We start from the raw sequence: 20,415 nt of genomic DNA, 5'->3' as shown, positions 1-20,415 counted from the left end.
AACCGGATCAGGCAGCTTCCGCAGCCAGACGCTCGGCCTTTTCGACGGCTTCGTCGATAGAGCCAACCATGTAGAACGCAGCTTCCGGCAGGTGGTCATATTCACCCGACACCAGGCCCTTGAAGCCCTTGATGGTGTCTTCCAGAGGAACCAGCTTGCCCGGGGAACCGGTGAACACCTCGGCCACGAAGAACGGCTGTGACAGGAAGCGTTCGATCTTGCGGGCACGGGCCACGGCAACCTTGTCTTCTTCCGACAGCTCATCCATGCCGAGAATGGCGATGATGTCCTGCAGTGCCTTGTAGCGCTGCAGCACTTCCTGCACCTGGCGCGCAATGGCGTAGTGCTCGTCACCGACAACCTGCGGGTCCAGCATGCGTGACGTGGAGTCGAGAGGATCCACAGCCGGATAAATACCCTTTTCAGCAATGGAACGTGACAACACGGTCGTTGCATCAAGGTGGGCGAAGGTCGAAGCAGGCGCCGGGTCGGTCAGGTCATCGGCAGGCACATAAACCGCCTGCACCGAGGTAATCGACCCCTTGGTGGTGGTGGTGATGCGTTCCTGCATGGTTCCCATGTCGGTACCAAGCGTCGGCTGGTAGCCCACGGCCGACGGGATACGGCCCAACAGCGCCGACACTTCCGAACCTGCCTGGGTGAAGCGGAAAATGTTGTCCACGAAGAACAGAACGTCCTGGCCTTCGTCGCGGAAATGTTCTGCAACCGTCAGGCCTGAAAGTGCAACACGGGCACGGGCTCCGGGAGGCTCGTTCATCTGGCCATAAACCAGGGCGGCTTTGGACGTTCCGCCGCCGCCTTCCTCGTTCACCTTGGAATCGATCATTTCCCAGTACAGGTCATTGCCTTCACGGGTGCGTTCACCCACGCCGGCAAACACCGAGTAACCACCATGCGCCTTGGCGATGTTGTTGATCAGTTCCATGATCAGAACCGTCTTGCCCACACCGGCGCCACCGAACAGGCCGATCTTGCCGCCCTTTGCATAAGGGGCGAGCAGGTCAACGACCTTGATGCCGGTCACGAGGATTTCGGCTTCAGTGGACTGTTCCACGAACTCTGGTGCGTCCTGGTGAATGCCGCGCTTTGCCTTGGTCTTGATCGGGCCGGCTTCGTCAACCGGCTCACCGATCACGTTCATGATGCGGCCCAGAGTTTCTTCCCCGACCGGCACTTCGATTGAACCGCCGGTATCGGTGACCGGCTGGCCACGCATCAGGCCTTCGGACGAGTCCATGGCGATGGTGCGCACGGTACCTTCACCGAGATGCTGGGCAACTTCGAGGACCAGGCGGTTGCCGCCATTATCGGTTTCCAGCGAGTTGAGAATTTCAGGCAGATGTCCGTCGAACTGCACGTCGACGACGGCGCCCATAACCTGAACGACCTTGCCGGTTTTTCCGCCAACAGCCGATGCTGTCTTGGCAGGCGCCTTCTTGGCAGCAGATTTGGTGGCCGCCTTCTTCGCAGGCGCTTTCTTGGCTGGTGCTTTGGCCATGTTTCGGGTCCTTCCCTTAAGCCTTGTATCTAGACCGCTTCCGCGCCCGAGATGATTTCAATCAGTTCCTTGGTGATCTGAGCCTGGCGCTGACGGTTGTAGCTCATTGTCAGCTTGTCGATCATTTCACCTGCATTACGGGTCGCATTGTCCATCGCGGACATACGCGCACCTTGTTCAGACGCTGCATTTTCCAGCAGGGCCCGGAAAATCTGCACGCCGATATTACGCGGCAGCAATTCTTCCAGAATTTCGCTTTCTTCCGGTTCGTAATCGTAAATCGCACCGCCCAGATCAGCCGCTTCCCCGTTACCGTCTTCTGAAGCAGCCACATTTGCAGGAATGATCTGCAAGGCGGTCGGAATTTGCGAGATCACCGACTTGAACTCGGAATAAAACAGTGTTGCGACGTCGTATTCGCCATCGTCGAACATCGACAACACCTTGCCGGCGATATCATGCGCATTGCCAAAGGCAACCTGTTTGACTTCACGCAGATCCACACGGTCAACGATCAGGTGATCATACTTGCGGCGCAGGACATCGTAGCCCTTCTTGCCGACGCAGATGATCTTGACGGTCTTGCCTTCACCGACCAGCTCATCGGCATGCTCGCGGGCAAGCTTTGCGATGTTTGAATTGAAGCCACCACACAGGCCACGTTCCGCCGTGCACACGATCAGCAGGTGCGTGTCCCGCCTGCCGGTGCCGGCCATCAGCGCGGATCCGCCTTCACGGCCTTCCATGGCGGCTGACAGGTTCGCCAGCACGCCGCCCATGCGTGATGCATAAGGGCGCGCTGCTTCAGCGGCTTCCTGCGCCTTACGCAGTTTCGCAGCCGCCACCATCTGCATAGCCTTGGTGATCTTCTGCGTTGCCTTAACCGATGCGATCCGGTTTCTTAGGTCCTTGAGGCTGGCCATAGTCCCTGATTTTCCCTCAGTTGATCTCTACGAACAGCGCCAATCAGGCTGCGAATGCCTTGGCATAATCGTCAACGATGGACTTCAGCTTGTCGCCGATTTCATCGGTAACTTCCTTCTTCGTCCGCAGCGATTCCAGCAGGTCAGCATGACTGTCGCGCACCAGGCGCAGCAAGCCGTCTTCGAACTCACCGACCTGGTTGACCGCAATGTCGTCGAGGTAGCCGTTTACACCGGCATAGATCACGACAACCTGCTCTTCCGTCTTCAGCGGCGAGAACTGGGGCTGCTTGAGCAGCTCGGTCAAACGTGCACCACGGTTCAGCAAACGCTGGGTAGATGCATCAAGGTCAGAACCGAACTGGGCAAACGCCGCCATCTCGCGGTACTGGGCCAGTTCGCCCTTGATCTTGCCGGCAACCTGTTTCATCGCCTTGATCTGGGCCGAGGAACCCACGCGTGACACCGACAGACCCACGTTCACCGCAGGACGGATACCCTGATAGAACAGGTCGGTTTCCAGGAAGATCTGACCGTCGGTGATCGAAATCACGTTGGTCGGAATATAGGCAGACACGTCGTTGGCCTGGGTTTCAATGATCGGCAGCGCGGTGAGCGAGCCTGATCCATTGTCTTCGTTCAGCTTGGCCGACCGTTCCAGCAGGCGTGAATGGAGATAGAAAACGTCACCGGGATAAGCTTCACGTCCAGGTGGACGGCGCAGCAGCAGTGACATCTGACGATAGGCAACAGCCTGTTTGGACAGATCGTCATACCCGATCAGGGCGTGCATGCCGTTGTCACGGAAATACTCCCCCATGGTGCAGCCGGCAAATGGCGCCAGGAACTGCAGCGGGGCGGGATCGGACGCGGTCGCGGCAACGATGATGGAATATTCCAGCGCACCATTGTCTTCGAGAATTTTCACAAACTGGGCAACCGTGGAGCGCTTCTGGCCACAGGCCACATACACACAGTACAGCTTGTCTTCTTCAGGGCCGTTTACGTGGATCGGCTTCTGGTTGAGCATGGTGTCGAGCAGAATGGCGGTCTTGCCGGTCTGACGGTCACCAATCACCAGTTCACGCTGGCCACGGCCGACCGGGATCAGCGCGTCAACAGCCTTGAGGCCGGTTGCCATTGGCTCATGCACGGATTTGCGCGGGATGATACCCGGCGCCTTGACGTCCACGCGCTGGCGCTGTTTCGCCTTGATCGGGCCTTTGCCGTCAATCGGATTGCCGAGCGGATCAACCACACGTCCCAGCAATTCCTTGCCGACCGGCACTTCCACGATGGCGCCGGTCCGCTTGACGGTGTCGCCTTCTTTGATGTCGCGGTCGGACCCGAAAATAACGATACCGACATTGTCGACTTCCAGGTTCAGGGCCATGCCCATGATGCCGCCCGGGAATTCGACCATTTCACCGGCCTGAACATTGTCCAGACCGTAGACACGGGCGATACCGTCACCAACGGACAAAACCTGACCGATCTCGGAGACCTGGGCTTCTTTGCCGAAGTCCTTGATCTGCTTTTTGAGTATTGAGGAAATCTCGGCGGCGCGGATATCCATCAGCTGACCCCTTTCATGGAAACCTTGAGGTTCTGGAGTTTGGTACGAAGTGAGTTATCGACCATACGGGAACCGACTTTGACGATAAGTCCGCCGAGTATCGACGGATCAACGGTAGTGGCCAGCTCTACATCAGAGCCAACCGAAGCCTTGAGTTCTGCCTTCAGCTTGGAAAGCTGTGCAGCAGTGAGTTTTTCAGCGGAAACGACTTCAGCGGCAATTTCGCCGCGCGCTTCAGCGACCAGGGACCTGTATGCCCCGATCATGTTCCTGACAGCAAAAAGCCGGCGGTTGTTGGCCGCCAGCCTGATAAAATTCGCTGCAATGGATTTGATCCCGGCCTGTGCGAAAACCGCATCCAGCGCCGCAATCTGTTCACCGGCACCAAACACCGGGCTGCGGACCAGCCGGGTCAGATCTTCGGATGAATCCAACATGGCAGCAAAACTATCCAGATCAGCCGAAACCTGGCCGACCGAGTTGGATTCCTGTGCCAATTCAAACAGAGCGGTGGCGTAACGCCCCGGCATGCCTGTTGCTTTTTGTTCTTGAGCCGTCACGTGGAGGTGTACTCACTTTGGCGGTTTTGCGGACTTCAGGCACCACCGAAAACAGTGCAAATACCTGACTTATTTTGGTAATTCCCCGCAACCGGTTTTACCCGGCAAGCCGTGCTTTCCCAGTTGCGCGCTCGATCTAGCACAGGCATATGCGTGGCGCAACTGTGACATGGCGGCGGATTGCCGCAATCTCAGACACATTGTTGCCTTGAAACTGTCCATACAGGTTCCAAATAAAGCCCAAGCTTCTCATTAGAGCTTGCGCCAGACGGCCAGGGACAGTCACGCGGCGGCATTTCCAAGTGACTGTAACCATTGATCAACAAGGGAATTTTTTGCCGACCAACCGTCGGCATGCGTAACCACGGGTGCCTTGTGCGCCCCGACACGGCGAAACTACCGGAGTACATTTTACATGACATCGAGGAAATTGTTCAGCGCGATCGCGCTGGCGGCATCAGTTTGCTTGCCAATGACTGTCACAGCCAAACCACAGGAGTCTGCCAGGGACGTCTCCGCTGCTGCTTCACAGCGTTCTGCAGCGGCACAACTCGTTTACAACCGGATAACCGAAAAGCCAGCCAAAAAGGCTGCCAAGACCATTGCCGGGACACAGCGCACGAAGATAAAGCGGCCACGCCCGGTGATCCTGGCAAAGATTCACGTTCATGCCGAAGGAGCCGATGTACCTATTGATACCGCCCTGGCGGTGGTGCTCCAGGAATCAAGCTTTCGCGCGAACGTTACCGGTGCAGCCGGCGAGATCGGCCTGATGCAGCTCAAATGCCAGACCGCCCGCGGCATCGGCTACAAGGGCACCTGCGATGACCTGTATGATCCCGACACCAACCTGCACTACGGCCTGCGCTATCTGCGCAAAGCCCTGAACCGCGGGTCGGTCGCTTATTACAACGCCGGTATCTACGCCAAGAAGCTGCCCGAAGCGGCCAAGAACTATGCAGACTCTGTCGAGGTCAAGCGCAGCAATTCAGACAAATATCGCCGCGACCGGTTCAGGTCGTCAGCCCCGGGCTTCGGTTACACGGGTCCGTCTGGTCCGGTGTTGCTCTAGAGCCCATCAAAAACGATCAGTTTTATAGTTTCTGACTGATTCAATCGGAAACTATACTGATCTACAGAAAACTGTACGGGTCGACATCGATCGCCAGCCTGAGCGAGCCCCTGGGCTTGATGCCGCCAAGCCACTGGCGCAGATAGGCCTGGATGTCCACATCGCGTGCGCACATCACCAGGTAGCGGAACCGGTGACGGCCACGCACCATGGACAATGGCGCCGGTGCCGGCCCAAGCACCTGCACATCCTTGGCGTCCGGCACGGTTCGCAACAGGCTCTGGGCAAACCGGCCGGTTTCATCCCGGTCACTGCCCGATATGATAATGCCGGCCATGCGCCCGAACGGCGGCAACATGGCGCGCTCGCGAATATCACTTTCATGGGCCAGGAAACCGTCACGGTCACCGGCGGCCAATGCCTGCATCAAGGGGTGGTCCGGCATATAGGTCTGCACCAGGGCACGGCCGGTCTTGTCGCCGCGCCCTGCCCGGCCGGACACCTGGGCCAGCATCTGCCAGGTCCGTTCACCGGCACGCGGATCGGTGGTTTCCAGCGCCAGGTCAGCGTCGATGACGCCGGCAAGGGTCAGTTGCGGGAAGTGATGCCCCTTGGCCACCAGTTGCGTCCCGATGATGAGGTTGTAGTCGCCGCGCGCAATGGCCTGCAGGGTATCCCTCAGCAGCACACCGCGTGACAGGTCCGACGACAGGATTGCAATCTTCGCATCGGGAAATCGTTGGGTTGCTTCTTCCGCCAGCCGCTCGACACCAGGTCCGCATGGCACCAGGGTGTTTTCGCTGCCGCATGACGGACACGCATCCGGTACCGGTTCCTCATGTCCGCAATGGTGACACGCGAGCCTGCCCCTGAACCTGTGCTCCACCAGCCAGCTTGCGCACTGTGGACAGGCCAGCCGGAACCCGCAGGTCCGGCACAGGGTCAGTGGTGCATAGCCGCGCCGGTTCAAAAACAGCAGCGCCTGGTCACCCTTGCCCAGCGTTTCAGCCACGGCCTGCGTCAGGGCCGGCGCCATCCATTCACCGGACGGCATTTTTTCAGCCCGCATGTCGAGCAGGCTGATGTCAGGCAACTGCGCCTTGCCGTAACGCGCTTCAAGCCGGACATGGCCATAGCGTCCCTTGCCGGCATTCCACAGCGATTCCATCGACGGCGTGGCCGAGGCCAGTATCACCGGGAACCCGCCCAGGGAGCCATACAGCACAGCCATGTCACGGGCATGGTAGTTGACGCCTTCGGCCTGCTTGAAGGCAGGCTCGTGCTCCTCGTCCACCACGATCAGGCCGGGCCGCTGCCACGGCAGGAACAGGGCCGAGCGCGCGCCGACCACGATGCGCGCCTCGCCGCTGGCCACACCGCGCCAGACCCGCTCGCGCTCTCGCGGGCGAACTGCTGAGTGCCACTCCGCCGGCGGCACACCAAAGCGCTCTTCCACCCGGCGCAGGAACGGCCCCGTCAGCGCAATTTCCGGCAACAGCAGCAATACCTGCCTGCCTTGCGCCAGGGCTGCTGCCATGGCCTCGAAATAAACTTCCGTCTTGCCGGAACCCGTCACCCCATCCAGCAGTGACACTGAAAATCCGCGCCCTGTGACCTGCTTGCGCAAATCCGCTGCCGCCAGCGTCTGGCTGTCCGACAGCTCGACCCGGTTATGGTTCAATTCCGGTTCTGCAAAAGCTGCCATGGCAGGTAGTGTGACGGCTTCCAGTGCACCTGCCTTGACCAGCCCCTTCACCACTGATGCGCCGACGCCTGCTTCCTGGGCAAGTTCCGGCGTGCGCCGCGCCAGCCCGTCGCTTGCCACTTCGAGAACCCGTGTGCGCTGTGCGGTCATTTTTTGCGGCTGCTGTCCGGATGCGCGGTAGGCGATTTGCTGGCGCGGCGCACCGAGCGCCTCGGGAACCCGCAACGCCATGCGCAGGACAGAACCCGGCTGCTCTAGATAGTACTGCGCTACCCAGTTGATGAACTGCCGGTGCAACTCCGGCATGGCAGGCGTTTCGTATTTTTCGCTGACCGCACGAAGCCTGGCCGTATCCGGTACCTCGCCGCCCGTGTCCCAGACCACGCCGATGACCAGACGCGGGCCCAGGGGCACGCGCACATAGTCGCCGGGGGCGAGCGTCATGCCGTCCGGCACCAGGTAGGTGTAGGCATCATCCAGTGCCAGCGGCAGTAATACCTGAACTGTCGAATCCGTCGTCATATGAAGCCCAAGCTGGCGCAAACGGGTGCGCGGATCAACCACAACACTGTGCGCATCACTTCGCCATTGGCTTGCCTGTACACCGGTGCTAGGTTCGCGCCAACCATCATCATTTAACGGACCCGATCCATGAAATTCTTTGCCGATACTGCCGACCTTGACGAGATTCGCGAACTGGCTTCCATGGGTCTGCTCGACGGTGTTACCACCAACCCGTCACTGGTGGCCAAGTCCGGCGGTGATTTCAAGGAAACCATCGCCGAAATCTGCAAGATGATCCCCGGTCCGGTGTCGGCGGAAGTAGTCGCACTCGACGCCGACGGCATGATTGCCGAAGGCCGCCACCTGGCGAAAATCGCCAGCAACGTCACAGTCAAGGTGCCGCTCACCTGGGATGGGCTGAAAGCCTGCAGCACGCTGACCGGCGAAGGCACCATGGTCAATGTCACCTTGTGCTTCAACGCCAACCAGGCCCTGCTGGCAGCCAAGTCCGGTGCCACCTTCATTTCTCCGTTCATCGGTCGCCTTGATGATATCGGCCTGGACGGCATGGAACTGATCGAGGAAATCCGCGAAATCTACGACAATTACGATTTCCGCACCGAAATCCTGGCCGCTTCGATCCGCACGGTAAACCACGTCAAGCAGGCTGCCCTTGCCGGCGCAGATGTCTCAACCGTGCCGCCGGCCACCCTGAAAGCCCTGGTCAAGCACCCGCTGACCGACAAGGGCCTTGAAGCCTTCACGGCAGACTGGGCCAAGACCGGCCAGAAAATACTTTGAACGCGTGTATCCATAAACCGACACGGCAAACTGTGTCCCCATTGGCGCTGACGCCAGACAAAGTCAGATAGTTTGGTTTGGTACGGTCCCTTCTGCGCAACACACCGTGTACCACAAGACCGCTGAAGAATGCGCTTTCCAGTGCTGAAGCCCGTCCATGCCAGTGTCGAAAGACTCCTCATCCAGGAATGCTTCAGACAGCATTGCGTCTTTGGCTCCCTCAAGGGCACCAATCAGATTGTCAGCGACAGCCTGAAACCTTTCATTTCCTGCGCAGCCCCCAAAAAACACGCAAGTGTTGCGAATGGAGGTTAGCCCGGCATCTCGAAGCAACGAGACGAGGCGACGACCGACATACGGGTCATTGCCAAGCCTCTCATACGAACGTACGTACGCCTGCCAAAGGGCGTGGAAACCGCGAGGTTCGGGCCACGGACGAAAGTTGTCATGATCATCATCAGAGACAAAAATTCTTCCGCCAGGGCGAACCGAACGAACCATCTGTTCAATGACCAGTGCCGGGCGGGGAATATGCTCCAGAAGAAAGCGGGCATGAGCAACGTCGAACGTTCCCAGTTCCGACCCACTCAACGGGAGCTCCAGCGCATCGCCTTTGCGAAACTCCGCAAGCTCCGTTTCCCCCGAACTGTCCGCGAGGCTTTTCGCTTGCATTATTTGATGGCGATCCCGCTCAATTCCGACTACATGCCCCTCGCTGCCCACTGTCCGTGCAATCAGACGGGTAAACTGACCAAGGCCACTGCCAAGATCCAGGACTTTCTCTCCCGGCTGGAGATTGAGCTCTCTCAGGCACGACTCATTCAAAATACCATTAAGCAGGGACAACCGGTGTTGTTCCTCCGGCGAACTGCCATGAATATATTCAGACGACCGTGACACATCATCATTCATAAGCTTCTTTCTCCGCCATACTCAGCAGCACCTGGCTCCCGACCGTCTTGTCCGGACGCGAAGCACAATCGATTTTCGAGCGAATGTACAGAACAACGTCGTCGGCATCCTTACGCTTCAAAAACGCCCTTGATGAGGGTAGGCGGTAGTACAACACCTGACTGGCGATAACTGGACCCTGTACATTCCCTGTGATCGGCGCTATTTGCAGCATATCGCGGCGCTTGGAACCTGGGTGCGCATTGCGGTAATCACGGCTCGCCTTGACTTCAGGTTGGTGAGCCATTTCACCCAGACGATTGCGACAAGTGAACACCATGATCAAGACCCTCGCCGCCGCGCTTGAACAGCGCGGATACACCGACCTTACACCCGTACAGCAGGAAGTCGCCAAACCGGAATTCGACGATGCCGACCTGCTGGTCTCGGCACAGACGGGATCGGGCAAGACCGTCGGTTTCGGCCTGGCCATCGCGCCCACGCTGCTGGGCGACGCCGAGCATTTCGAACCGGCTTCTGATCCATTGGCCCTGGTCATCGCGCCGACACGCGAGCTGGCCTTGCAGGTCAAGCGCGAGCTTGCGTGGCTGTACGGGAAAACCGGCGCCGTCGTCGCGTCATGTGTCGGCGGCATGGACATGCGCAGCGAACGCCAGGCGCTCAACAGGGGCGCCCATATCGTTGTCGCAACACCCGGACGGCTGTGCGATCACATCAAGCGTGGCTCGCTCACCACCGGCAGCCTGCGCGCCATCGTGCTCGATGAGGCCGACGAGATGCTGGATCTCGGTTTTCGCGAAGATCTGGAGTTCATTCTGGGAGAGGCCCCTGCGCAGCGGCGCACGCTGATGTTTTCCGCCACCGTGCCGCGCGCCATCGCGGCGCTGGCAAAGAAATACCAGCGCAACGCAGTGCGCGTGACCACCACCGCCGAAAAGACCCAGCATGCCGACATCGAATACCGCGCGCTAAATGTCAGCCCGCGCGATATAGAAAATGCAGTGATCAACGTTCTGCGCTTTTACGAGGCCCAGAACGCGCTGGTGTTCTGCAATACGCGGGCCGCCGTCAACCGGCTCACGACACGGTTTTCAAACCGGGGATTCTCTGTCGTGGCGCTCTCCGGCGAACTGACCCAGAACGAGCGTACCCATGCGCTGCAGGCCATGCGCGACGGGCGCGCGCGGGTCTGCGTGGCCACTGATGTGGCCGCGCGCGGCATCGACCTGCCCAAGCTGGAACTGGTGATCCACGCCGACCTGCCGTCGAATTCAGAAACCCTGCTGCACCGTTCCGGGCGCACCGGGCGGGCCGGACGCAAGGGCGTCAGCGCGCTGATTGTGCCCGCCAAACTGCGCCGCAAGGCCGAACGGCTGTTACAGGGCGCCAAGGTGCGTGCCGAGTGGAGCGAGCCACCATCGGCAGGCGATGTCCTGGCCCGGGATGAAGAGCGGCTGCTGTCCAATCCTGTCTGGGAAGAAGAGGTCACCGACGCCGAACGCGGTTTCGTCACCAAGCTGGTCGACAGGCACAGCGTCGAGCAGATCGCCGCCGCCTACTTGCGGCTGCACAATGCGAAGGTATCTGCGCCGGAAGAATTGTCCGCGGCCACACCGCATGCGCCGGAACGCGAACGGAAGCCGCGTTCCTCAGAGCCGTTCGGACCAAGTGTCTGGTTCTCGATCTCGATCGGGCGGTCGAAGAATGCCGAGCCGCGCTGGCTGCTGCCGATGCTGTGCCGGGTGGGCAGCATTTCAAGCAAGCAGATTGGCGCAATCCGCATCCAGCAGGATGTAAGCTTTGTCGAGATTTCGGCAGCCAGCGCAGACAGGTTTCTCGAAGGCGTCGGGCCCGATATGACGCTTGAAGCCGGTGCCGTGCTCAAACGCCTTGACGCTGAGCCAGACTTTGACTCGACCCCGAATGATCCTAGACCGCCGCATAGCACCAAGAAGCCTCATGATCGCGCCGCGTCGAAACCAAAACCGAGAGGGAAAAACAAAGAGAAGTGGCGATCCGGGCAAACCACATCCGATTCGTCCAAACCGTCGCGCAGTAAGAACAAAAACAAAAACAAAAACAAAAACAAAAACAAAAACAAAAACAAAAATGCAAAACCGACCGCAAAGTCGAAAGGTAAATCGCCCAAGCAAGGAGCGCCAAATACGTCATCGCCACACAAGAATTAGATCATCTCGGTTTGGCAGGCCGTTTTTGGTGCAGCAAGGCTGCGAGTTCACACACGACATCAGTAACGCATTAACCAGAATCAGCTAGACTGGCCGCATGTCATCCGCCGACCAGCCTATCCAGTTCAATGCTGCTGACGATGCCGCTGCAAAGATAGCCGCATGGGTCGGCCATCTGGGCATTGAGAAACAGGTCAGCCCGCACACCCTGGATGCCTACATCCGCGACATCACCCAGTTCACCCGTTTCCTGGCAGATCACCTGGGCCGCCCCGCCTCCTTGCGTGACCTGGAAACCCTCAAGCCCCTAGACTTCCGCGCCTTCATGGCAGCAAGGCGCAATACCGGTGTTGAAAGCCGAACCATGGCGCGGCAACTGTCCGCCATCCGCACCTTGTACCGCTGGTTCGACAATGAAGGCATTCTGCGCAACCCGGCCGTTGCCACCCTGCGCTCGCCCAAGCTGCCCCATGCCATTCCAAAACCGCTGCATACGGAAGCTGCGAAACAGACGGTGAATCTGGTCGAAAGCAATATGTCCGGTGCTGCAGAAGCCTGGATCATTGCCCGCGACACGGCTGTCCTGATGTTATTGTACGGCTGCGGACTGCGCATATCGGAAGCCTTGAACCTGGACCGGCATGAGGCGCCAGTACCACCCAATGACGACGTGCTGCGTATTCTCGGCAAGGGCAGCAAGACCCGGCTTGTGCCCGTTTTGCCCGCTGCGGCCGACGCGATAAAGAATTATATCGACCTGACGCCTGGCCTTGATCCGGAAGGCCCGCTGTTTGTCGGTAAACGCGGCGGCAGGCTCAACGCCCGCAATATCCAGCTCCTGATGCAGAAACTTCGCTCGGCACTGGGCTTGCCCGAAACCGCGACACCCCACGCCCTGCGCCACTCGTTTGCCACCCATCTGCTAGGCGGCGGTGCCGATCTGCGCACCATTCAGGAACTGCTCGGCCATGCCAGCCTGTCCACCACACAAGTCTATACCGGCGTCGACCGCGAGCACCTGTTATCGCAATACGACAAGGCTCACCCACGCGCCGGTTGACGGCAGTTTAGAGCCTTTGAGATCTAAATAGAAATTCTTGATGGCACCAAATCAGTTTACTCGGCTAGGCGAAAAGCGAAGCGCGATGTGGTGCATCGGGCGAGCTTTTCAACGACGCCGATGGACTGATTTGGTCCACCGAAGGCCGGTTTTTTGCGTCCACTGGACGGCGTTACGGCTCTCTTGTGGTCAACCAGACCACGGCGAGACCCGTGCCTAGCCAGCGAACGCAAAAAAAAATTCGGTCAAGCGTTTCTATTTAGATCTCAAAGGCTCTAATTCCACTTGGCAAGCAAGCCGCGCCGACCATATGCTCGCGCCATCATGCTTCCTTTACCTGAATTCATCGAGTCCGACACAGACCTTCCCGAAGCCGTTGATGTAGTTGTCATCGGCGGCGGCATCATCGGGACCTGCACCGCACTGGAGCTTGCCGAACGCGGCCTGAAAGTCGCCCTGTTCGAGAAGGGCCGCATTGCCGGGGAACAGTCGGGCCGCAACTGGGGCTGGTGCCGTCAGATGGGCCGCGACAGCCGCGAAATGCCGCTGATCGTGGAATCACTGCGGTTGTGGCGCAATTTGAACGACCGCGCAGGCTCTGACACCGGCTTCAAGCAGTGCGGCATCGCCTACATGGAGCTTGACGAAAAGGGCCTGCAGCAGCGTGAGGCATGGGCGGCAAAGAACGCGCAACCGTTCCAGGTCAATTCCCGTATTATCCGCGGTGAGGAACTCGACAAACTGGTACCCGGCGCCAGTGCAAGGTTCGCAGGCGCCCTTTACACCGACAGCGATGGACGGGCCGAACCGCAACGCGCCGCGCCGGCTATCGCCCAGGCCGCCAGGAACATGGGCGCGCAGATTTTCACCGGCTGGGCTGTCCGCGGCATTGAAACCGAGGCAGGAAAAGTGTCAGGCGTCATGACGGAGCGCGGCCCGGTCAGGTGTACGTCCGTTGTGTATGCCGGTGGCGCCTGGTCACGGCGCTTCCTGGGCAATCTCGGACTGGACCTGCCGCAACTCATCACCTTGTCCAGCGTGCAGGCAACCGAGCCGTTGGACCTGCCCTATGCGACGTCGTTTGCAGGCGGCAAATACGCGGTCCGCAAGCGTGCGGACGGCGGCTACACCATTGCCCACAATGCGGTCACCGTATCTGACATCATCCCGGCATCCTTCAAATACCTGAGAGCATTCCTGCCGGCGCTGCGGTCTGAATGGCCGTACCTGAAACTGCGCATCGGCAAACGCTTCATTTCCGAAGCCATGCTGGCTTCGCGCTGGTCTCTTGATGAGATGTCACCGTTTGAGAAGGTTCGCGTGCTGGACCCGAAGCCGGTCGACTGGGTGCTGGATGAATGCCTGAACGAACTGGCCGCCGATCATCCTGAATTCAAGGGGGTCAGGATCACCAACAAGTGGGCCGGCGTCATCGACGTGACACCGGACGCGGTTCCGGTGATTTCCGGTATTGACCGGGTACCCGGCCTGTTTCTGGCAACCGGATTTTCCGGGCACGGGTTCGGCATCGGCCCCGGCGCTGGCGAGCTGATGGCCGATCTTGTTACCGGCAAGACGCCCGTGGTCGACCCTGCCCCGTTCAGCTACACCCGCATGATCGACGGCAGCAGGCTGAAGCCAGAATCGGAAATCTGATTTAAGCGCCCGCGCTGGGATGACGTTGGTGATGAATTCCCTTCCGAAGCACGAAAATGCTGAGGCAAGGCCGACCGGCCGCCGCACGAAGTGCGCCCTCGCGGAGCGCAGCCGCCAGGCTGCTGCGTGAGCGATATAAAACAGCCAGTTGTATGTACCGGCAGGCAGTCTGTCCTATGAATGGATGGCGCGCTTGTCGACGGCAAGGGCTGCTTCCTTGACCGCTTCCGACAGGGTCGGATGCGCATGGCAGGTGCGCGCCAGGTCTTCCGACGACCCGCCGAATTCCATCAGCACAGCACATTCATGGATCAGTTCGCCGGCCTGAGGGCCAAGAATGTGCACGCCCAGCACCTGGTCTGTCTTGGCATCCGCCAGCACTTTCACAAACCCGTCGGTTGTCTGGTTGGCCTTGGCGCGGCCATTGGCCATGAACGGGAATGAGCCCGACGTGTAGGCCACGCCCTCACCCTTCAGTTCGTCCTCGGTTTTGCCTACCGATGCCACTTCCGGATAGGTGTAGACGACGCCGGGAATGATGCCGTAGTTCACATGGCCCGCCTGGCCGGCCAGCAGCTCCGCCAGTGCGACGCCTTCTTCCTCTGCCTTGTGGGCCAGCATAGCGCCGCGCACCACGTCTCCGATGGCGAAAATACCCGGGACATTGGTGGCAAAATGGTCATTCACGATCACGCGTTTGCGCTCATCGAGCGCAACGCCGGCGTCTTCCAGCCCCAGTCCGTCGGTGTAGGGTACGCGCCCGATGGCCACCAGCACGATGTCGGCGTCCAGTGTTTCAGCATCACCGCCCTTGGCCGGTTCGATGGTCACCTTGACCCCAGATTTTGATGTCTTGGCACCGGTCACCTTGGAACCCAGCTTGAACTGGAAACCCTGCCTGCCCAGCATGACCCTGAACTTCTTGGCTACTTCGCTGTCCGTTCCCGGCAGAATGTGATCAAGGAACTCTACCACGGTCACCTTGGCACCGAGCCTGCGCCACACCGAACCCAGTTCGAGCCCGATGACACCTGCGCCCACCACCACCATGTGACCCGGCACCTTGGTCAGTTCCAGCGCGCCGGTGGAAGACACGACCTGCTTTTCGTCAATGTCGATGCCCGGCAGCTGCGCCACGTCAGACCCGGTCGCAATGCAGATGTTCTTGGTCTCGAGAACCTGGGCGTCACCTTTTTCAGGGGTCACCTGGACCTTGCCCGCGCCGAGGATTTTACCAGTGCCGTGGAACGCATCGATCTTGTTTTTCTTGAGCAGAAACTCGATGCCCTTGGTATTGCCGTCAATGGCGTCCTGCTTGAATTTCAGCATCTGCTTCATGTCGACCTTGGGTGCCGACACCTTGATGCCCATGTTCTTGAAAGCGTGCCCGGCCTCCTCGAAAAGTTCCGATGCATGCAGCAGAGCCTTGGACGGTATACAGCCGACATTCAGGCAGGTGCCGCCATGGGCGGCGCGTTTTTCAACGACGGCAACCTTCATGCCCAGCTGGGCAGCACGGATGGCTCCCACATAGCCGCCGGGGCCTGTGCCGATTACAACAAGATCATACATGAGATTTATCCCTTAAACCGAGGGTATTACAGGTCAAGCACCAGGCGCTCGGGGTCTTCCAGCGAATCTTTTACCCGCACCAGGAAAGTCACGGCTTCCTTGCCGTCAACAATGCGGTGATCATAGGACAGGGCAAGATACATCATCGGACATATCTTCACCTCGCCGTTCACCGCCATCGGTCGTTCCTGGATCTTGTGCATGCCGAGGATACCCGACTGCGGGGCATTCAGAATGGGCGTCGACATCAGTGAGCCGTAAACCCCTCCATTGGAAATAGTGAACGTGCCGCCCTGCATGTCCGCCATGGAAAGCTGGCCATCGCGCGCCAGGCCACCAAGCCGTGCAATGTCCTTTTCAACTTCGGCAATCGACATGTCGTCGGCATTGCGCACCACCGGCACAACAAGGCCCTTGGCGGTACCGACCGCCACGCCGACATGACAGAAATTCTTGTAGACGATGTCGGTGCCGTCGATCTCGGCATTGACGGCCGGGACTTCCTTCAACGCATGGCACACAGCCTTGGTGAAGAAACCCATGAAACCAAGTTTCACACCGTGCTTTTTCTCAAACAGTTCCTTGTAGCGCTTGCGCAGGTCCATGACCGCGCTCATGTCCACCTCGTTGAAGGTGGTCAGCATGGCCGCAGTGTCCTGGGCATCTTTCAACCGCCGCGCAATTGTCTGGCGCAACCGGGTCATCTTCACCCGTTCTTCGCGCGGTGCATCGTCGGCTGAAGACGGCGCGCGCGCAGCCGGTGCCGACGCCGGGGCCTTGGCGCCCTTCTCAAGCGCTTCCAGCACATCGCCCTTCAATACCTGTCCGCGCTTGCCGGAACCAGCGACCTGGTCAGCCGACATGTTGTTTTCTGCCAGCATCTTGGCGGCTGATGGTGCTGCTGCTGCAGCCGGTGCGCCGCCGCCGCCGACTTCCGTGCCGGCTGCCGCCGCTGCAGCAGGTTTTTCCGCTGCCGCGGGCTTGGCCGGTGCTGCGCCGTCACCTTCCGCAACTGTCCCGAGCAGGGCACCGACCTCGACCGTGTCGCCTTCCTGGACGAGTATTTCGCCCATGACACCGGCTGCGGGAGCAGGTACCTCGACGGTCACCTTGTCGGTTTCAAGTTCCACCAATGGTTCATCGGCGGTAATTGCCTCGCCTGGTTTTTTAAACCACTGGCCAATTGTGGCTTCGGTTACTGACTCACCCAGTGTTGGCACCCGGATTTCATTCGACATCACGTCCGTCCTTTAAAGACTGTTGCTGCCCGGTCGGAACATGACCGCAACAAAGATACACAAATCAAACTGTCAGGGAGATCAACTTCGCCAAGCCTCACCCTAACCTGCTTTGCCGTTACCAAGCGCCGTTTCAAGGAACGCGGCCAGTTCCTTCAAATGACGGCTCATCAACCCGGTCGCCGTAGACGCTGATGCGGGCCTGCCCGCATAGCTCGGCCGGCGATGCTTCGCTTCAATCCGGTTCAGCACCCATTCCATGTAAGGCTGGATGAATGTCCACGACCCCATGTTGTGCGGTTCTTCCTGACACCACATGATCTCGGCATCCTTGAAGCGCGAAAGTTCATTGACCAGCGCTTTCGCCGGGAATGGATACAACTGCTCGACACGCATCAGGTAAATGTCATTGATGCCACGCTTCTCGCGTTCTTCCAGCAGATCGTAATAGACCTTGCCGGTGCACAGGACGACCCGGCGGATCTTCTCGTCCTTCACCAGCTTGATGGGTGAGTCTTTTTTATACTCGGCATCGTCCCACAGAACCCGGTGGAACGATGAATCAGGCCCCATCTCCTCCAGCGAAGCAACGCACTTCTTGTGGCGCAACAGGGATTTCGGCGTCATCAGGATGAGTGGTTTGCGGAAATCCCGGTGCATCTGGCGGCGCAGAATGTGGAAGTAGTTGGCCGGCGTCGTACAGTTTGCAACCTGCATGTTGTCTTCGGCACACATCTGCAGAAAACGTTCAAGCCGAGCCGAGGAGTGCTCAGGCCCCTGGCCCTCATAGCCGTGCGGCAGCAGGCAGACGAGACCCGACATGCGCAGCCATTTGCGTTCACCGGACGACAGGAACTGGTCAAAAATCACCTGTGCCCCATTGGCGAAATCGCCAAACTGGGCTTCCCACAATACCAGGGTGCGCGGTTCCGCCAGCGTGTAACCGTACTCAAAGCCTAGCACCGCTTCTTCCGACAGCATTGAATTGATGATTTCAAATTCGTTGCTCTTTTCGCCGGTCAGATGTTTCAGCGGCGCATAACGGCGTTCGGTTTCCTGGTCAATCCAGACCGCATGGCGTTGCGAGAATGTGCCGCGCTCGACATCCTGTCCGGACAGCCTGACCCGGCTGCCGTCTTCGAGCAGTGTTGCAAATGCCAGCGATTCAGCCGTCGCCCAGTCCAGGCCAACACCGGCTTTCATCACTTTCAACCGGCCGTCAATCACCCGCTTCAGGGTACGGTGGATGTTAAAGTCAGCCGGCACCGTATACATCTGCTCGCCAAGTTTTTTCAGCGCCTTGGTATCCACGCCGGTCTGGCCCTTGCGCGGATCATCATCAATCTTGGTCGTCTTGAGCCCGGACCAGCGCCCGTCCAGCCAGTCTGCCTTGTTGGGCTTGTAATTGTCAGCCGCTTCGAAATCACCTTCCATCCTGCTGCGGAAAGCCGCTTTCATGTCGGCATAGTCGGCGTCGGTTATGGAACCTTCATCCACCAGCCGTTGCGCGTAAAGCTGTGTGACCGGCACGTGTTTTGAAATCCGCCGGTACATGACGGGCTGGGTAAAGGCCGGTTCATCGGCCTCATTGTGGCCAAAGCGGCGATAGCAGAACATGTCGAGCACAACGGGATGGCCGAAGGTCTGGCGGAACTCTGTAGCGATCTTGGCGGCATAGACGACCGCTTCCGGATCATCGCCGTTAACGTGGAAAATCGGCGCCTCAATCATCTTGGCCACATCGGACGGATACGGCGATGAACGCGCCCAGATCGGGCTGGTCGTGAAACCGATCTGGTTGTTGATGATGAAGTGAATGGACCCGCCCGAGCGGTGGCCCTTCAGGCCCGACAGGCCGAAGCACTCCGCCACCACGCCCTGGCCCGCAAAAGCTGCGTCGCCATGGATCAGCAGCGGCATGACCTTGGACCGGTCCCGGCCAAGCTGGTCCTGTTTGGCGCGTGCCTTGCCCAGCACAACCGGATCAACGATCTCAAGGTGAGACGGATTGGCGGTCAGCGACAGGTGAACCTTGTTGTTGTCAAATTCCCGGTCGGAGGATGAACCGAGGTGATATTTCACATCACCGGATCCTTCGACTTCTTCCGGCGTGGACGACCCGCCCTTGAACTCGTGGAAGATCGCCGTGTACGGCTTGCCCATCACATTGGCCAGCACGTTCAGCCGGCCACGATGCGCCATGCCCAGCACGATGTCACTGACACCCATATTGCCGCCGCGCTTGATGATCTGTTCGAGCGCCGGAACGATCGATTCACCGCCGTCGAGGCCGAAGCGCTTGGTGCCGGTATACTTCACATTGAGGTAGGCCTCGAAGCCTTCCGCCTCGATGAGCTTGTTGAGAATGGCTTTCTTGCCGGAAATCGTGAACTCGATGGACTTGTCCGGTCCTTCAATGCGCTCCTGCAACCATGCCTTGTGGCGTGGATCGGACATGTGCATGAACTCGACGGCCATGGTCGAGCAGTAGGTCGACTTCAGAATGGCCACGATCCGGTTGATGGTGGCACGCTCCAGACCCAGCACGTTATCGATGAAGATCTCGCGATCAAGGTCATCCGGCCCGAACCCGTATGATGCGGGGTCCAGTTCTGGATGCGGTTGTTTTTCACGCAGGTTCAGCGGGTCAAGATCTGCAATCAGGTGCCCGCGCATGCGGTAGGCGCGGATCATCATCAGGGCGCGCACTGAATCCAGCGTCGCCTTGCGCAGTTCCTCGATGTCGAGTGTGTCGCCGGATTTGACGGCTTTTCCCGCCAGCTTGCCGCCGATAGACTGCTCAACTGCGGTCCAGTCACCGTCCAGCACCGACACCATTTCGCCGTTGAGCGGCTGCGGCCAATCCGGACGGGCCCAGCTTGGGCCATCGGCTTTCGCTGTGACGTCCGCCGGATCATCTCCGAGATTTGCAAAGAAGTCCTGCCATCCGGGATCTACCGAATTCGGATCGCGCTCATAAGCAGCTTGCAGTTGTTCGATGAATTGGGCGTTTCCGCCGTAAAGAAATGACGTTTGTTCGAACACGTCGTTCGCGTCTGTCTTGGCCATGTTACCTACTCTGCCGGATGAAACCTGCAGTGAGCCTTTATGAATCTGCCTTGGCGTGA

The 20,415-nt window shown here is 59.2% G+C and carries 15 protein-coding genes; 5 read left to right on the top strand and 10 right to left on the bottom strand.

What is annotated here, in order from left to right; genetic code table 11:
• Window positions 1-7 precede the first annotated feature (7 nt).
• The 4 genes from atpD to DHN55_RS06250 are packed head-to-tail and all read right to left on the bottom strand — an operon-like array spanning window position 8 to window position 4,578.
• Window positions 8-1,519 (bottom strand): F0F1 ATP synthase subunit beta, encoded by a 1,512-nt coding sequence (atpD, locus tag DHN55_RS06265; RefSeq protein WP_108880473.1) that lies wholly within the window; start codon window positions 1,517-1,519, stop codon window positions 8-10.
• A 29-nt stretch (window positions 1,520-1,548) separates the two neighbouring features.
• Window positions 1,549-2,442, bottom strand: coding sequence for a F0F1 ATP synthase subunit gamma (locus tag DHN55_RS06260; protein WP_108880472.1), 894 nt, complete (start codon window positions 2,440-2,442; stop codon window positions 1,549-1,551).
• A 43-nt stretch (window positions 2,443-2,485) separates the two neighbouring features.
• On the bottom strand, window positions 2,486-4,018 hold the full coding sequence (gene atpA / locus DHN55_RS06255) for a F0F1 ATP synthase subunit alpha (protein WP_108880471.1): 1,533 nt from the start codon (window positions 4,016-4,018) through the stop codon (window positions 2,486-2,488).
• On the bottom strand, window positions 4,018-4,578 hold the full coding sequence (locus DHN55_RS06250; protein ID WP_337659977.1) for a F0F1 ATP synthase subunit delta: 561 nt from the start codon (window positions 4,576-4,578) through the stop codon (window positions 4,018-4,020). Before DHN55_RS06250 ends, atpA begins: the two co-directional genes overlap by 1 nt.
• A gap of 472 nt (window positions 4,579-5,050) precedes the next feature.
• On the opposite strand from DHN55_RS06250, the gene DHN55_RS06245 reads away from it, so the two are divergent.
• Window positions 5,051-5,650 carry a lytic transglycosylase domain-containing protein gene (locus DHN55_RS06245; protein ID WP_337659976.1) on the top strand — a complete coding sequence of 200 codons (600 nt, stop codon included), beginning with the start codon at window positions 5,051-5,053 and terminating at the stop codon, window positions 5,648-5,650.
• Between the two features lie 61 nt (window positions 5,651-5,711).
• Here the strand turns inward: DHN55_RS06245 and DHN55_RS06240 are convergent, their stop codons facing one another.
• The gene (locus DHN55_RS06240) at window positions 5,712-7,877 is read right to left on the bottom strand and encodes a primosomal protein N' (RefSeq protein ID WP_108880468.1); all 2,166 of its coding nucleotides are present in this window, start codon (window positions 7,875-7,877) and stop codon (window positions 5,712-5,714) included.
• A gap of 129 nt (window positions 7,878-8,006) precedes the next feature.
• Between DHN55_RS06240 and fsa the strand changes: the two genes are divergently transcribed.
• A complete protein-coding gene (gene fsa, locus DHN55_RS06235; RefSeq protein WP_108880467.1) occupies window positions 8,007-8,660 on the top strand; it encodes a fructose-6-phosphate aldolase in 654 nt (217 codons plus the stop codon).
• A gap of 63 nt (window positions 8,661-8,723) precedes the next feature.
• Here the strand turns inward: fsa and DHN55_RS06230 are convergent, their stop codons facing one another.
• Together DHN55_RS06230 and DHN55_RS06225 are read right to left on the bottom strand one after the other, a co-directional pair.
• Window positions 8,724-9,572 (bottom strand): methyltransferase domain-containing protein, encoded by an 849-nt coding sequence (locus DHN55_RS06230; protein WP_108880466.1) that lies wholly within the window; start codon window positions 9,570-9,572, stop codon window positions 8,724-8,726.
• Entirely contained in the window at window positions 9,565-9,897 is a 333-nt protein-coding gene (locus DHN55_RS06225) for a hypothetical protein (RefSeq protein ID WP_337659975.1), read from the bottom strand. The genes DHN55_RS06230 and DHN55_RS06225 overlap by 8 nt, the downstream gene beginning before the upstream one ends.
• Between DHN55_RS06225 and DHN55_RS06220 the strand changes: the two genes are divergently transcribed.
• The 3 genes from DHN55_RS06220 (at window position 9,872) to DHN55_RS06210 (ending at window position 14,477) form a co-directional block, all read left to right on the top strand.
• Entirely contained in the window at window positions 9,872-11,761 is a 1,890-nt protein-coding gene (locus DHN55_RS06220) for a DEAD/DEAH box helicase (protein WP_337659974.1), read from the top strand. The two genes, DHN55_RS06225 and DHN55_RS06220, sit on opposite strands and share 26 nt — an antisense overlap.
• A 97-nt stretch (window positions 11,762-11,858) precedes the next feature.
• Window positions 11,859-12,821 carry a tyrosine-type recombinase/integrase gene (locus tag DHN55_RS06215; protein WP_108880463.1) on the top strand — a complete coding sequence of 321 codons (963 nt, stop codon included), beginning with the start codon at window positions 11,859-11,861 and terminating at the stop codon, window positions 12,819-12,821.
• A 324-nt stretch (window positions 12,822-13,145) separates the two neighbouring features.
• The gene (locus DHN55_RS06210) at window positions 13,146-14,477 is read left to right on the top strand and encodes an FAD-dependent oxidoreductase (RefSeq protein ID WP_108880462.1); all 1,332 of its coding nucleotides are present in this window, start codon (window positions 13,146-13,148) and stop codon (window positions 14,475-14,477) included.
• 174 nt (window positions 14,478-14,651) lie between these two features.
• On the opposite strand, the gene lpdA is transcribed toward DHN55_RS06210, so the two are convergent.
• From lpdA to DHN55_RS06195, 3 genes are all read right to left on the bottom strand, one after another.
• Window positions 14,652-16,049 carry a dihydrolipoyl dehydrogenase gene (gene lpdA / locus DHN55_RS06205; protein WP_108880461.1) on the bottom strand — a complete coding sequence of 466 codons (1,398 nt, stop codon included), beginning with the start codon at window positions 16,047-16,049 and terminating at the stop codon, window positions 14,652-14,654.
• Between the two features lie 26 nt (window positions 16,050-16,075).
• Window positions 16,076-17,287, bottom strand: coding sequence for a 2-oxoglutarate dehydrogenase complex dihydrolipoyllysine-residue succinyltransferase (odhB, locus tag DHN55_RS06200; RefSeq protein ID WP_108880460.1), 1,212 nt, complete (start codon window positions 17,285-17,287; stop codon window positions 16,076-16,078).
• A 102-nt stretch (window positions 17,288-17,389) separates the two neighbouring features.
• Window positions 17,390-20,356: a 2-oxoglutarate dehydrogenase E1 component gene (locus DHN55_RS06195; protein WP_108881745.1), complete on the bottom strand. Its 2,967-nt coding sequence runs from the start codon at window positions 20,354-20,356 to the stop codon at window positions 17,390-17,392.
• Window positions 20,357-20,415: the final 59 nt, after the last annotated feature.

The organism is Anderseniella sp. Alg231-50 (assembly GCF_900149695.1).
In the GTDB taxonomy this organism is placed as follows: Bacteria; Pseudomonadota; Alphaproteobacteria; order Rhizobiales; family Aestuariivirgaceae; genus Anderseniella.
Note: the sequence above shows the minus strand (reverse complement) of the source record. Positions and strands in the feature narration are given on the sequence as shown.